This window comes from Xenorhabdus budapestensis (assembly GCF_017743015.1).
Lineage (GTDB): Bacteria > Pseudomonadota > Gammaproteobacteria > Enterobacterales > Enterobacteriaceae > Xenorhabdus > Xenorhabdus budapestensis.
This window is the reverse complement of sequence record NZ_CP072455.1, coordinates 3,463,704-3,478,606: the sequence shown is the minus strand read 5'-3', so window position 1 is coordinate 3,478,606 and position 14,903 is coordinate 3,463,704. Positions and strand designations below refer to the sequence as shown.

The 14,903-nt window shown below is 43.1% G+C and carries 12 protein-coding genes and 4 pseudogenes; 10 read left to right on the top strand and 6 right to left on the bottom strand.

Translation table 11 applies throughout. The features are described from left to right. The first annotated feature begins 306 nt into the window (after positions 1 to 306). A complete protein-coding gene (locus HGO23_RS15275) occupies positions 307 to 687 on the top strand; it encodes a DUF4354 family protein (RefSeq protein ID WP_209027170.1) in 381 nt (126 codons plus the stop codon). Positions 688 to 776: 89 nt separating this feature from the next. Here the strand turns inward: HGO23_RS15275 and fldB are convergent, their stop codons facing one another. Further along, positions 777 to 1,295, bottom strand: a complete 519-nt coding sequence (fldB, locus tag HGO23_RS15270) for a flavodoxin FldB (RefSeq protein WP_099136389.1) — start codon at positions 1,293 to 1,295, stop codon at positions 777 to 779. Positions 1,296 to 1,401: 106 nt separating this feature from the next. Here fldB and xerD point away from each other — a divergent pair, with 106 nt between their 5' ends. From xerD to lysS, 5 genes are all read left to right on the top strand, one after another. Then, positions 1,402 to 2,340, top strand: coding sequence for a site-specific tyrosine recombinase XerD (gene xerD, locus HGO23_RS15265; RefSeq protein WP_209027169.1), 939 nt, complete (start codon positions 1,402 to 1,404; stop codon positions 2,338 to 2,340). A gap of 76 nt (positions 2,341 to 2,416) precedes the next feature. Further along, positions 2,417 to 3,118, top strand: a complete 702-nt coding sequence (gene dsbC / locus HGO23_RS15260) for a bifunctional protein-disulfide isomerase/oxidoreductase DsbC (protein ID WP_209027168.1) — start codon at positions 2,417 to 2,419, stop codon at positions 3,116 to 3,118. Between the two features lie 53 nt (positions 3,119 to 3,171). Next, positions 3,172 to 4,905, top strand: a complete 1,734-nt coding sequence (recJ, locus tag HGO23_RS15255) for a single-stranded-DNA-specific exonuclease RecJ (RefSeq protein WP_099136392.1) — start codon at positions 3,172 to 3,174, stop codon at positions 4,903 to 4,905. A gap of 218 nt (positions 4,906 to 5,123) precedes the next feature. Further along, positions 5,124 to 6,222, top strand: a protein-coding gene (prfB, locus tag HGO23_RS15250) for a peptide chain release factor 2 (protein WP_099136393.1) whose coding sequence is annotated in 2 segments (ribosomal slippage) — positions 5,124 to 5,198 and positions 5,200 to 6,222 — 1,098 coding nt in all. Because the reading frame shifts where the segments join, the coding sequence is not laid out codon by codon here. Between the two features lie 9 nt (positions 6,223 to 6,231). Next, a complete protein-coding gene (lysS, locus tag HGO23_RS15245; protein WP_099136394.1) occupies positions 6,232 to 7,746 on the top strand; it encodes a lysine--tRNA ligase in 1,515 nt (504 codons plus the stop codon). A gap of 142 nt (positions 7,747 to 7,888) precedes the next feature. On the opposite strand, the pseudogene HGO23_RS19775 reads toward lysS, so the two are convergent. Continuing rightward, a pseudogene (locus tag HGO23_RS19775) lies at positions 7,889 to 8,151 on the bottom strand (PAAR domain-containing protein). Between the two features lie 72 nt (positions 8,152 to 8,223). After that, positions 8,224 to 8,880 (bottom strand): DUF2931 family protein, encoded by a 657-nt coding sequence (locus HGO23_RS15240; protein WP_244967823.1) that lies wholly within the window; start codon positions 8,878 to 8,880, stop codon positions 8,224 to 8,226. Positions 8,881 to 8,928: 48 nt separating this feature from the next. On the opposite strand from HGO23_RS15240, the pseudogene HGO23_RS19990 reads away from it, so the two are divergent. Next, positions 8,929 to 9,090 (top strand): annotated as a pseudogene (locus HGO23_RS19990) (IS630 transposase-related protein); the annotation flags it as partial. Here the strand turns inward: HGO23_RS19990 and tssI are convergent. After that, a pseudogene (tssI, locus tag HGO23_RS15235) lies at positions 9,081 to 10,106 on the bottom strand (type VI secretion system tip protein TssI/VgrG); the annotation flags it as partial. The pseudogenes HGO23_RS19990 and tssI sit on opposite strands and share 10 nt — an antisense overlap. 101 nt (positions 10,107 to 10,207) lie before the next feature. Next, positions 10,208 to 11,143, bottom strand: a complete 936-nt coding sequence (locus HGO23_RS15230; protein WP_244589947.1) for a type VI secretion system baseplate subunit TssF — start codon at positions 11,141 to 11,143, stop codon at positions 10,208 to 10,210. 500 nt (positions 11,144 to 11,643) lie between these two features. On the opposite strand from HGO23_RS15230, the gene HGO23_RS15225 reads away from it, so the two are divergent. The 3 genes and pseudogenes from HGO23_RS15225 to HGO23_RS19770 all read left to right on the top strand — a co-directional run. Further along, positions 11,644 to 12,621 carry a tail fiber protein gene (locus tag HGO23_RS15225; protein ID WP_425330521.1) on the top strand — a complete coding sequence of 326 codons (978 nt, stop codon included), beginning with the start codon at positions 11,644 to 11,646 and terminating at the stop codon, positions 12,619 to 12,621. Next, on the top strand, positions 12,621 to 13,235 hold the full coding sequence (locus HGO23_RS15220) for a tail fiber assembly protein (protein ID WP_209027166.1): 615 nt from the start codon (positions 12,621 to 12,623) through the stop codon (positions 13,233 to 13,235). Before HGO23_RS15225 ends, HGO23_RS15220 begins: the two co-directional genes overlap by 1 nt. A gap of 124 nt (positions 13,236 to 13,359) precedes the next feature. Next, positions 13,360 to 13,494 (top strand): annotated as a pseudogene (locus tag HGO23_RS19770) (GNAT family N-acetyltransferase); the annotation flags it as partial. 12 nt (positions 13,495 to 13,506) lie between these two features. Here HGO23_RS19770 and HGO23_RS15215 read toward each other — a convergent pair. Next, positions 13,507 to 14,574 carry a PfkB family carbohydrate kinase gene (locus HGO23_RS15215; RefSeq protein ID WP_209028804.1) on the bottom strand — a complete coding sequence of 356 codons (1,068 nt, stop codon included), beginning with the start codon at positions 14,572 to 14,574 and terminating at the stop codon, positions 13,507 to 13,509. Between the last annotated feature and the right edge of the window lie 329 nt (positions 14,575 to 14,903).

Sequence of the window (14,903 nt, the reverse complement as noted above, 5' to 3'; positions counted from 1 at the left end):
AGCAATATGTTTCTACTAATAACTAAGTAATTTATCATTGGTTTAATTTTAATTAACTTTAAAATAATCAGGGTCTTTAGATAAAATTTCTACAAGATTTTTTTTGAGGCATTTTTCAGGATATTATAAGTGGTAACAATCTGAATTATTTTGTGTCATTGCAATTTAAAAATGTCATCCAATCCTGCAATAATATTGAAATATCACTTTACTGATGGATTAGTTACTTAAAGGTAGTATCATAATTGAGACTGTATCTTGCATACGTACAGTTATTACGAAATTTCAACTAAAGAAGGGACTTATATGAAGGTTTCCACATTTGTCGCATCAGTTGCTTTGGCTGGCTTTTGCTTTGTTGCAAACGCGTCTACTCTTGATAATGTTGCTGTTTATTCTACAGAGAAATCTAACGGCTCTATGTCAGTGGGTGGCAAAAATGCTTACACTAAATCCTTCGAGGTTGCAGTAGCGAACTTATCCGGTAAGGATATTGATTTGTCGAAGCTTTGCCTGAAAGCTTACTCTTCTGACGAAAAAGAATTTAGGCTGGATACGGTTGATGAAGACTTGAATCAGGGCACACTGAAAGCGGGCAAGTCCGTCAAAGGTATTGCTGTGTTTGCTTCTGAAAATGACGTAGTTTATAAAGCCGCTCTTATTAAAATTTCTGGCGATTGCAATTAAAATTTAACCAGATAAAGCAGCTTTTTGGCTGCTTTCTTCGGATTAACTGTTCAGGCTCGCTCTGAACTTTTAAGAAAGCTTAAGTGATGTTAAAACAGTGCTTCCATCTCTGCCAATATCTGCATACACCATTGATTCAAGCGTTCCTCAGTCTCTTCAAACTGGTTCACATCATCCAGAGCAAGGCCAACAAACTGTTTGCCATCTTCGATCAGTGGTTTTGGACTGGTGAATTCATAACCTTCAGTCGGCCAGAAGCCGATAAACTGTACGCCCGTAGGAAGTAAATGGTGATACAGCATTCCCAGAGCATCCAGAAACCATTCGCTGTAATCAATTTGATCGCCCATGCCATACATGGCAACAATTTTCCCTGCCAAATTCAGTGATGGAAGTTGATCCCAAATAGTCAGCCAATCTTCCTGTATTTCACCAAAATCCCATGTAGGAATGCCGAGGATCAAGACAGAATATTCTTCCATCAATTTAAGATCACAATCTTTGATGTTGTGCAGCTCAATCAGATCTTCACCAAGAATATCGCGTATTTTTTCTGCTACCATTTCAGTATAGCAAGTGGTAGAGCCGTAAAAGAGACCAATTTTCATCATTATTTATCAGGGAATTTCTAATATAAGAGAGGGTATTGTAACAGAAGAATTGCTTTTTCAGGCATAATAGCCGATCGGAAGGCACAGATATAAAGGAGGGCTTGTGCCAAGCAAACACGTATTAAAAACTGATGTATCGGAACAGAGCCCGTCGGCTAATCCCCTGATAGAACAATTTTTGGATACGATCTGGCTGGAAAAAGATCTGGCAGAAAACACATTGGCTTCTTATCGGCTTGATTTACAATCCCTGAATAATTGGCTGGTGCATGGTGGCTATGATTTGCTTTCTGTACAGTCTATCGAATTACAATCATTTTTGGCTGAACGGGTGGATGGCGGTTATAAAGCCAGTAGCTCTGCGCGTTTGTTGAGCTCCATGCGCAGATTGTTTCAGTATCTCTATCGCGAAAAAATGCGGACGGATGATCCAACTGCGCTTTTATCTGCTCCAAAATTACCTAAGCGCTTACCAAAAGATTTAAGCGAAAAACAGGTTGAAAATTTGCTAAACGCTCCCTCGACTGATCAACCAATAGAACTGCGGGATAAAGCGATGCTTGAAGTGCTTTATGCCTGTGGGTTACGCGTATCCGAATTGGTTGGGTTAACATTATCGGATGTGAGCTTACGTCAGGGCGTTGTCAGGATCGTGGGTAAGGGGAACAAAGAGAGGTTAGTTCCTTTAGGAGAAGAAGCTCTCTACTGGCTGGAACAATATCTAGAGTATGGACGCTCATGGTTACTGAATGGCATAGTGTCCGATGTGTTTTTCCCCAGTAAACGGGGAACACAGATGACGCGCCAGACTTTCTGGCATCGGATCAAACATTATGCTGTATTGGCTGGTATTGATTCCGAGCGTTTATCCCCGCACGTTTTACGCCATGCTTTTGCAACACATTTAATCAATCATGGTGCTGATTTACGGGTTGTGCAGATGTTACTCGGACATAGTGATCTCTCCACAACACAAATTTATACACATGTGGCAACTGAACGTCTTAAAGTGCTGCATCAACAACATCATCCTCGCGGATAACAACTCATAAATGACTGTTCGTTGATAACAGCTTATGAATAGGTTGCGAAGAAAGATGAAAAAAAGGAACAAAGTAATGAAGAAGATTGCGTTTTGTCTTTCCTTGATACTAACTGCTTTTACCAACAATACCTTTGCTGACGACAGCATGATTAATAAATCATTGTCAAAAATGGGGCTTAAGGCAGAAAGTATTACTCCATCACATATTACCGGGGTAAGTACTGCTTTGACCCAGCATGGAACTCTTTATATATCCAATGATGGTAAATATTTGTTCCAGGGGCCACTTTACGATCTCAGTGGAAAAATACCAAAACACGTGATTAATAAGGCTTTGGTAGAAAAACTGGAAACCTTGAAAGATCAAATGATCATTTATAAGGCTCCAAAAGAAAAACATGTAGTTACTGTATTTACAGACATTACTTGTGGATATTGCCGTAAGTTACATGAAAATATTAAGGAATATAATGATGAAGGAATTACTATCCGTTATCTGTCATTCCCTCGTCATGGTTTGCAACACCAATCAGCGAAAGATATGCAATCTATTTGGTGTAGTGCGAAGCCTGCTAAAGCATTGGATGATGCTTTTAAAGGTGAGAAAATTTCACCTATTGAAAGTTGTAAGAAGGATATTGCCAAACATTATGAGCTAGGCTTACAGTTTGGTGTCAGTGGAACACCAGCTATGATACTCAAAGATGGCAGTATGATTAGTGGTTTTATGCCACCAAAAGATTTAGCTGACGCATTAGCACAGCATGCTGAATAATCCATCGCCAACGGATCCTGATTTAGTTAATAACAGGTAGTGAATTAAGCCCAGTGAATAGAAAAACACAGCTCCGCCGCCGTCCAGCGGCGGATGATAGCCACCTTCCCGATAGTATCCATCCGTTATTGCGCCGTTTATATGCTACGCGTGGTATACGCCAGACTGATGAGTTAGAACGCGGAGCAAAAGGGTTACTTAATTATCAATCTCTTAATGGCATTGAAGAGGCTGTTTCCTTGCTTATCACAGCGTTGCACCAACATTGGCGCATTGTTATTGCTGGTGATTTTGATGCTGATGGAGCAACCAGCACCGCATTAAGCATCCGTGCATTACGTGCAATGGGATATCGGGATCTGGATTATTTTGTGCCTAATCGTTTTGAAGATGGTTATGGCCTAAGTGTGCCGGTCGTGAATGATGTCGCCAAAAGAGGGGCTGATCTGATCATTACCGTCGATAATGGGATATCTTCCCATGATGGTGTTATGGCAGCACATCAGCATGGCATCAAAGTGATCGTCACAGATCACCATTTGCCGGGAGAAACATTGCCAGCCGCAGATGCTATTATCAACCCCAATCTGGTGGATTGCTCCTTTCCTTCGAAAGCATTGGCGGGTGTTGGTGTTGCCTTTTATCTGATGTCCGCACTCAGAGCGGAACTACGTAAAATAAGGTGGTTTGAGCAACAGGGTATTCCTTTGCCGAATCTGGCAGAATTGCTTGATTTGGTTGCATTGGGAACAGTGGCAGATGTCGTTCCTCTTGATACCAATAACCGTATTCTGGTGTATCAGGGATTGAACCGGATCCGGGCAGGGCGTTGTTGTGCCGGTATTCGTGCATTACTGGAAGTTTCTAAACGGGAATCAGGAAAGCTGGCTGCCAGCGATTTGGGGTTCTCCCTTGGCCCACGGTTAAATGCAGCAGGGCGACTGGATGATATGTCCGTTGGTGTCGCATTGTTACTAACCGATGATATCGCACAGGCGCGACAGATTGCCTGTGAATTAGATGGATTGAACCAAACCCGCCGTGAAATTGAACAGGGTATGCAGCAGGAAGCCTTGCAGATCTGTGACCAAATTGAGCGTACTCATACTGAATTACCTTACGGGCTGGCTATTTATCATCCTGAATGGCATCAGGGAGTTGTGGGCATTTTGGCATCTCGTATTAAAGAACGTTTTTATCGTCCGGTTATCGCTTTTGCCCCTGCGGGAGACGGAACACTGAAAGGTTCAGGCCGTTCCGTAAATGGACTACATATGCGAGATGCCCTTGAGCGCCTTGATACCTTATATCCGGGATTAATGCTGAAATTCGGTGGCCATGCCATGGCAGCCGGGCTATCGATTGAGCAGGATAAATTCGACCAGTTTCAGCGCCATTTCTCTGAGTTGGTGGCAGACTGGCTGGATATCGCTCAACTTGAAGGGGTAATCTGGAGTGATGGTGAGCTGGCATTAAAAGAGTTGTCACTGGAAGTTGCTGAGATCCTGCGAGATGGCGGTCCTTGGGGGCAGGCATTTTCTGAGCCGGTATTTGACGGTAAATTCAAGCTTCTGCAACAGCGGATTGTTGGTGAAAATCATCTGAAAGTCATGCTTGAGCCGTTAAAAGGAGGGCCGATGTTGGATGGTATCGCGTTTAACATCGATACAAAATTCTGGCCAGATAACAGCGTTAAGACGGTGGAACTGGCTTATAAACTGGATATCAACGAATTTCGCGGTAACCGTGATGTTCAGCTTTTAATCCAGCACATCTGGCCTCACTGAATTGGCCTCATTGACTGAGTCGATCGAGTGTCTAAGGTAGTGTGACTAACCATTTATCCATTGCCACATAATCAAATGTGATTATGTGGCAAGTCACTTGAAATGCTATAAACCCTTTGCCAGATCCGTTACAATACGCGGTTCGAAAATATCCATGCGATCATCTTTCTGTAAAAAACATCGTTTTTTATAAAAACACAACGTATAAGACACGAAATATGTTTGAAATTAATCCGGTAAAAAACCATATTCAGAACCTGTCTGAGCGGACAGCAGTTCTGAGGGGGTATCTTTGACTATGATGCCAAGAAAGAACGTTTAGAAGAAGTCAATGCTGAATTGGAACAGCCTGATGTCTGGAATGAACCGGAGCGGGCACAGGCGTTGGGTAAAGAGCGTTCATCACTGGAAAGCATTGTAGAAACGATTGATCAGCTTGAACAAGGCTTAGAAGATGTAAACGGCTTGTTGGAACTGGCTGTTGAAGCTGATGATGAAGAAACTTTCAATGAAGCGGTAGCTGAATTGGAGCAATTGGAAGAAAAACTGGGCCAGCTTGAATTCCGTCGTATGTTCTCTGGTCAATATGACAGTGCAAACTGTTATTTGGATTTACAGGCAGGTTCTGGTGGTACGGAAGCACAGGATTGGGCAAGTATGTTGATGCGCATGTATCTGCGCTGGGCGGAATCTAAAGGCTTTAAGACCGAAATTATTGAAGAATCTGATGGTGATGTTGCAGGTCTGAAATCCGCTACCATCAAAATTATCGGTGAATATGCCTACGGATGGTTACGTACAGAAACTGGCGTACATCGTCTGGTACGTAAAAGCCCGTTTGATTCTGGTGGTCGCCGTCATACATCATTCAGCTCAGCTTTTATTTACCCGGAAGTTGATGATGACATTGATATCGAAATCAATCCTGCTGATTTGCGTATCGATGTATACCGTGCTTCTGGTGCGGGTGGTCAGCACGTCAACAAAACCGAATCTGCGGTGCGTATTACTCACATACCGACGGGTATTGTTACTCAGTGTCAGACAGACCGTTCTCAGCATAAAAACAAAGATCAGGCGATGAAACAGTTGAAAGCCAAACTGTATGAGCTGGAAATGCAGAAGAAAAATGCTGATAAACAGGCCATGGAAGAGAACAAATCGGATATCGGTTGGGGTAGTCAGATCCGCTCTTATGTTTTGGATGATTCCCGCATTAAAGACTTGCGTACAGGTGTTGAAACCCGCAATACGCAGTCTGTGCTGGATGGTGATTTGGACAAATTCATTGAAGCAAGCTTAAAAGCTGGCCTATGAGGAACTAAAATGTCACAACAACAGCAGGGGGCTGAACAGGCTCCTGATTTAAATAACGAACTGAAAACACGCCGTGAAAAACTGGCTACACTGCGCAGCAACGGCATTGCATTCCCGAATGATTTTCGTCGTGAAAACATTTCTGAAGATCTGCATGCAAAATACGATGACAAGACTCAGGAAGAGCTGGAAGCGCTGAACATTGAAGTGACTATTGCAGGTCGTATGATGACCCGCCGTATCATGGGTAAGGCATCTTTTGCAACCTTACAGGATATGGGCGGTCGTATTCAGATCTACGTTTCCCGTGACGACCTGCCGGAAGGCATTTATAACGAACAGTTCAAAAAATGGGACTTAGGTGACATTTTAGGTGCACGCGGTAAATTATTTAAAACTAAAACCGGTGAGCTTTCCATTCATTGTAGTGAACTGCGTTTATTGACTAAGGCACTGCGCCCACTGCCGGATAAATTCCACGGTCTGGCGGATCAGGAAACCCGTTACCGTCAGCGTTATCTGGATCTGATCTCGAATGATGAATCGCGTCAGGCATTCCAGATCCGTTCCCGGGTTATGTCCGCGTTGCGTAATTTCATGATCAGTAAAAATTTCATGGAAGTTGAAACGCCAATGATGCAGGCGATCCCTGGCGGAGCGAGTGCGCGTCCATTTATTACTCACCACAATGCGTTGGATATCGATATGTATCTGCGTATAGCACCAGAGCTTTACCTGAAACGTCTGGTGGTGGGTGGTTTTGAACGTGTGTTCGAAATCAACCGTAACTTCCGAAATGAAGGGGTTTCACCACGGCATAACCCAGAGTTCACCATGATGGAACTCTACATGGCCTATGCTGATTATCAGGATTTGATCGTTCTGACTGAAGAACTGTTCCGCACACTGACTCAGGATGTGTTGGGTACAACTCTGGTCAGATACGGCGAACAAGAGTTTGATTTTGGCAAACCTTTCGTGAAAATGACCATGAAAGAAGCGATTTGCAAATATCGCCCGGAAACCAATGTGGCGGATCTGGATGATATGAATAAAGCTGTTGCTATCGCTGAATCTCTTGGTATTGAAGTTGAAAAAGGTTGGGGATTGGGCCGTGTTCAGTGTGAAATCTTTGAAGAAACTGCGGAAAGCCATCTGATTCAGCCAACATTTATTACTGAATATCCGGCAGAAGTTTCTCCACTGGCACGTCGTAATGACGATAATCCATTCATTACTGACCGTTTTGAATTCTTCATTGGTGGACGTGAAATCGGTAATGGTTTCTCCGAGCTGAACGATGCAGAAGATCAGGCAGAACGTTTTGCAGAGCAGGTTCGTCAGAAAGACGAAGGTGATGACGAAGCCATGTTCTACGATGATGACTACGTAACCGCATTGGAACACGGTATGCCACCAACAGCGGGTTTGGGTATTGGTATCGACCGTATGGTGATGCTGTTCACTAACAGCCATACCATTCGTGACGTGATCTTGTTCCCGGCCATGCGTCCGAACAAATAATCGCTTTTTGATTAAAATCGATGAATAACGCCCTGCTCAGTCTGTTGAGCGGGGCGTTTTTACAGTGAGGAAAAAAATAAAAAGTGAGGAGAAGACAAGCGCAGCGCGTCAGTGACGCTCAGAATAGGCCAAAATAACTAGATTACGCGAGAAACTCTTTCTGGCTGGCAATCAGTTTGGCACCACAGGCTGTGTACATCCCTTCCACAGCGATAGATTTCCTTTAGTTTTTAAATTATCACTGCCTTCGACAATAGGAAAAACGCCATCACATTTGGGGCACTCAACTAAATCCGATTCTCCAGCAACGGGAATACCTTTTTAGGTGTAGCCACCCACAGCAGTAATCACTTTTCCACCGTGATCGGTGGTGTCGTTTAATAAAATAACGGCTTTTTTTGCCATGTTTGACCTCATACCTGAAAAATTCGGTTATCAATGATTAAGTCAGCAAAAACATCAGAAATCATAAATAATTTATATTAATTTCTGATGTTGTGATGGCTTCAAGACAAGCGTTTTACCATTCTCCGTAGGGATATTTTTTCCTTTGATAAAGTTCTTGATACGTTCGGAATATTCATCATAACCATCCGGATGGTTTGTTTTTCCCTGACAAATAGCCATTTTATCACCGGAAACGGATTCACCAGTGGCAACTAAAATATTATCACCGTTATTTTTATCATAATCACGTAACCAAGCCCAGGTAGTTCCACCGAGAGCTAATCCAACAAGTATTGTATCCCGATAGAATACATATCCCTTAACTGCACGCCCGATATAAGGTTCACGCATCAGTTGCCAGACTTCGGGAGTAAATTTAAAAGTTGTCTGATAAGATTTTTTATCAATCACGGAATCCCAACAGATTTGTATCCATTGGGGCAGCGCTTCTCCATTGTTTCGGATACCACGACTCCCTCCTAATCGTTTATTCCAACTATTCAGACTTTCATAATCTGGATTTGCGCCATCAGGCATAAATTTTTGTACAACGTAATTATCCTCATCCTGAAACTGAACAAAGCTGATGCTGGCGGGAAAATATTCAGGAGTGCGCAATTTAAACCACCATTTCTCATAAGGCAGCGGCTCACTGTGGTGCACAATGGGTTTATATAGCAGAATCATATTAATATGGCATAATGTCTGGATTCAACTGACAAGGGATAAAGTAAGATGGGCTACAGTTTGGATTTTCGAAAGCGAGTACTGGCATACAAAGACAAGCATTCGTTGACTTTCGAACAAACGAGTGCCCATTTTGACATTTCTATGCGTACCTTATTTCGCTGGAGTCATAAAATAGCGCCTTGTATGACTCGTGATAAACCGTCCACTTTCAGCGTGATTTCTGACGCGGCTTCCAGCGCCACTTTTCAGGTGAATTTCCTGCCCACTGTCAATCACGGTGACATCCCCTGTCTGGATATGCTGGCTGCCGGCAATCCGGTGGGAAACATTTCCTTCGGTGGTAATTTTGCGTGAACCGGCGACCTGATGATGATCATCAGCGCGGATATCGTGGTAACGGTTGTTATCGATACGCTGTTTCTGGTCATGCTTGATATGCCAGTAGGCATCGTTTCTGATATGCGCGGTAAAATCTTTCTGACCGCGGAAATAGATTTCTTCACTGTCTTTCGCGTCCTCAAAGCGCAGTTCGTTAAAGCCTTTACCTTTGTGCGTCTTGGTCTTAAAGGTAGTGCGGGTTTTTTCTGCTGGTAAATCCAGTGGCGGGCGGTTCAGACCGTTGTAAACACATCCGGTGACGATTGGGCGGTCAATATCACCGTTTAAATAAGAAATAATCACTTCCTGCCCGATACGCGGTATCGCCATAAAACCGAAGCCATTACCATTCCAGCCCTACGCAACACGTACCCAGCACGAAACCCCATCATCCGGCTGGTCATAGCGGTTCCAGTGGAAATGGACTTTAATGGCACCATCTTTATTGACGAAGATTTCCCCTCCTTCCGGCCCAACTACCATCGCCGTTTCATCCCCGTCCGCTAAGGGTTTGTAGTGGAAAGGCGGGCGGTAATCATCAAAGCCGGAAATAAAACTGAAATGATTGGAGAGCGTGGTGCCTTCACTGGCATCGTGTCCCAGTGCCTGCGGGTATTGAGCGGCGCGTGCGGGTGACTTTTTATCTCGAAGATTTTGCCCGGCATCAGTTTGATGCAGTTACTACTGCCGCTGCCGGTTTGCTTCTGGTTATCCAGTGCTTCCTGCCGGTATTTTAAAAACGGTTTGGCGGCGGCATCTTTCTGAAAACGGCCGTAACTTTCAAACACGGTATAGGGCGTCTGGCTACCAAAATCGCGGAACCCTTCGCTGCTCTGCATATGAGAGCCGGCGGCTCAATGGGCGATTCGTGTCAGCATAAGGGTCAAACAGTCGGAGAAACTGTTTCAGGCTTTCGGTGACAAATCAGGGGGTAACTGGCGTGATATTATGTACGATGAGATAGGGACGGCGAGCCTTCCTGCGTCACAGTGATAGTGCCTTGTTCCAAGGCGCACGCCTGCTCATAGTAGCCGATGAAATAGCCCGATACCGAAAGGGTCGGCAAGTGGTTTGCTGGTTTGCCCATCAAATCAAAAAAGTGCAGCCGGTGCTGTGTCCTGTCCAGAAAATCACGCTCGGTTTGAAGCTGGTAGTAAAAAGTGTCGGGTTGGTAATCCTCATCCAGAAAATACCCGGCGGGGGTAAACTGTTCAATCGGCAGCCAGTGATAAGGTGTACCGCGTTGCTCATTGTCATCGGGCTGTTGCACCACCTGAATATCGCGCAACCGGAATAATCGCACTGATTCCCCCAATGGCAGCGGGTAACTGTGATTGCCGGAATCCAGCAGAATGGACGGGCTGGTCTGATTTTCCAGATGAATGGCCGGGACGTAGCCCAACAAAAACGCCTCATCGACATTATTCAGCGGTAGTTCACCCTCGAAACGAAAAACCAGCTCAAACGTGCCGTCCGCATTCAGCGGAATTTCCACGCAGTGACTACGGATATCGAGGGTAACAAAGTTATAAAGCTGGGGCAGCGCATAATATTCCACCAACGGTTGTAGGCCAGAATAGGTATTCTTTGACGCAGGCAGCACCGGACTATCAAACAGGTTATGCCAGACATAAGGGGAACAGCGCAGTTTTCGCTGCTCTCCCTGTATTGTCAGGCTGACATCACAGAGATGCTGATCGAGCCAGAGACTGAGCTGTGCCGCCTTTTCCGTGTCAGTGCCGAGAAAAAAAGACAATGCTCCGCTTCGCCAGACCGGAGACACCGTGCCGGTTTGACACAGGGTCAGAATAATTTCACTGTGGATGCCGGTTTTTTTCACTGTGCGTTCTTGTAGATACAGCGATTCCTTGTTGTTTTTCATTATTTTCACTTAGTCATGTCAGATGTTTTATTAATCAGGGATCGGTGATGTCTGCATCAGGTGGAGATAACATGGGTATCCGACCAATAAAGGTGGTTTATTGCACACATACATCAATAAAATTAATTAACAAATTAAATCCAATTTTCGTCTGATTTTGGCGGAATATGGAGGTGTTAGCGGAATTTGCACGGAAATTCAGGCAGAAATAAGGATGGCAGGAACAGCAACAATTTGACACCACCCTACCTAACCGTTAATATTTTTTCTACAAAAACGATCTGTCGCCTGTCAGGAGCGCCTTCGGGTGGCAAATCAAAACTCCCGTAGCCTGAAAGGGTGGCTAAAAATGTGTCCGGAATTTCTTGACCGCTACACTGAACTTAGCCAAGCCGTACTCTCTAGTATTGATGAACCAATTTTGTTGATGTTCACAGGCGGAGAAGTATTCCACCGCCTTCATATTATTTAGCAATGTGTATTGTTGATTAAATGAGGGAATAAATATGCAAGATAAAAAACCTGAGACAAAGGCATTAGACGATAGCAGCTTTGTGACCGTTACAACACCGGAGTATGTCAAAGATTCAATTAAAAAAGCGATAGAAAAACACGCCCTAAGTCGCAACCATCCAGATGCAACGCTACAAGATAAAGGATTTGTTATCCTGAGCAATGATGTCGGTAGTAATAGCGAGACTGATGCAGCAACACCAAAAGCGGTGAAAACAGCATATGATTTAGCTAATACAGCCAACCAAAATGCCAACAATGCGAATAGCAATGCCAATACCCGCTTAGCGAAAGGCCAGAACGGAGCTGATATTCCTGATAAAGACGCTTTTATAAACAATCTCGGATTACGAGATACAGTCAATCAGGCGGAAAATGCCTTGCAAAAATCAGCCATTGTTCAACAAACTGGGGTATCTAATGACCTTGTGATGAGCCAAAATGTGACAACTATGCTGATTAGTGAGTGCATCAAAAAAGAAGACGCTGAGTTATTGGCAGTTCCCATCGGTGGCATTTTAATGTGGGGCAGTGATCTACCGCACCCCAATAACTTCTTGCCGATGGAGGGTGGACAAATTGACCCTAATCAATATCCTGAATTACTTAAATATTACCCTTTGGGAAATCTGCCAGATTGGCGGGGTTATGTGCCTCGTGGATGGGATCAAACCGGAGGAGTTGACCCGGAATTTGATAGAGAGCTGGGATCATTTCAGTCCGATGCTATTAGGGATATCACAGGAGTAATTAGGACAGGTAGTCGTAAGACAGATGAAGCTCCCGATAATACAACAGGGGCATTCACTACTATCAATCAGGGTAGGGAATATCAGGCTTATACTCCAGGAACCAACATTTACACTTATGAGGATCGAGAATTTCGTGCTTCTTCCGTTGTCCCAACATCGTCTGAAAATAGAATGAAAAACGTTGCAGTGATATTTTTAGTAAGGGGAAGGTAATGACTCAGCCAACAGAACCATCGGTACAATTTGATGAAAATGGATTTGCCCTGTCCTATGGCTGGATACAGGTTTATTGCACGAGTGCGGTAAACCGGGAATACATCGGAACAAAACTGGAACGTACCTTTATTGGCGTTACTTTATCTGCGGGATCGTATCTGGATGAACCCAAACTGCCCAAAGCTCCGAATAAGGTGATTTGCCGGACAGTTGACGGCAAATCATGGGAGTACGTACCAGATTACCGGGGTAAAATGGCATACCATATTCAGACTCGTAAGCACATTGAGATAACAGAAATTGGGGATATTCCCACAGAATTAACGTTACTGGAGCCGAAAACTCCCTTTGATAAATGGAATGGTACGCAGTGGGTGACGGATGTTGGAGCACAGAGTCAGTATGAGGTGCAGCAGGCAGAATCTCAGAAACAACAATTGCTGATTGAGGTGTTTCATCGGATTGCTCCACTACAGGATGCCATTGATTTAGGCATTGCCACCGATACAGAGAAATCAAAACTTACCGTCTGGCGCAGATATCGGGTTCTGCTCAACCGGGTAGACTGTTCTATGGCCCCTGATATCGTATGGCCTGAACAGCCAAAATGATGATAGGGTGTATAAGCATATATTGATCTCATACCAATCTAGACACGGACGTCTAATCGATACTCTTCTGAAATATCACAAGTTCCCTATCGCCAACAGAATACCTAAACACACAATTCCTATTATTCAACGATTGCGAAGAGTAATGCTGGTGACTTCATCTGCACATTCGTTATACGAAAAGTTTGGCTATTCTCCTGTTAATCGTGAGATTTTTGTCTGGCAAATATTTCGTCCAGATGTTTATGAAAAAAATTGATACCAAACAAGGCTACCGATGTTTAAATTTATTGGGAAAGATTACAATGTCTTCCGATGACAATGTGAATGCAGAACATTGCTGAGAAAATTGAACACTATCTTCCAGTGTCATTCCGGCCAGCCAACAGTGAGCAAGCCCTGCCATCATTGCATCACCAGCTCCATTTGTATTGACGACATTACTCATTAGTGCGTGAGAATGACCTGCTTTGTTATCTAATTCACTATAATACACACCCTCTGCATCCATACTTAAAATTATTCGTTGGACACCCTGTTGATGAAACCAAGATGCAGCAATGGCTGCGTCTTCCAATGTTTCAATCTCAATACCACTGAGTATTTTGGCTTCGGAGCGATTAGGTTTCAGAGTATGGATATAGGATAGCCAATGGCGGATATTAGACGCTTTGAAGGTGGAAACAGTATCAACAAAAATCGGAACATTATTAGCGTGGCTGAATATCCATTCCAATGATTCCTGAGATAAATTGCAATCAAGAACTAATACACTGGCATTTTGGATAAGTTTTTTAGATTGAGTCAGTAACGAGGGAGTAAGTTTATCCAGAATGCTCATATCATTTACAGATATGATACATTTTCCATTTTCATCAATAAATGAATTGCAGATTAATGTTTTTTCATCATCCAGCTTATGTAAACATTTAATATTAACGCCAGATAATTTTGTTTGTTCTGACAGAAATTTGCCATGTTGGTCGTTACCAACGACGGAAATTAAATAACTTTCATTCTTTAATGCAGCAATATTCTGAGCGATATTTCTCCCGACCCCACCGGGGGTCGAGATTATTTTCCCTGGGTTGGAATCATCATATACTACTTTAGCAAAGGTATAGCTGGTTATATCTATATTAGTTGCACCAATCGTAACAGCATAAACATCATTGGATAAAATATAACCTTTCCCTTTGATATAACCTTTTTTACTTAGGTTCATAATATGCCCTGCAACACACGAGCGACTAATTCCAAGAATATCTGCAATTTCTTGCTGTTGGATAAAAGGATCTCGTTTTAAAATTTGCAGTATTTGGGTTTCCCTATTTGACATATTATGGCCTTGGTTACTTTTTGTATTCATACTTTTATTTCATATTGAGCGGACAGTAAAGGTTATTTTTATAGTTTATTCGGCTTTTGAGAAAGTGATCGTAAGTTTGGTTGGATTGATTTTGTGATAAAATTGTGATCTGTATCATAAATATTATTCTAATAAATCAGAAATGTTTAGGATAATAAAAGTGTTTAGATTGTAAACTATATTTTATTCTAAATAAAATTATTTAATATCAATGCATTATGGATAATTATGTTTCTTACAAACAAGTGTTTGGTTTTTATGGAAGAGCTTTTAATATCATGTGATAGCGAAAGATATTT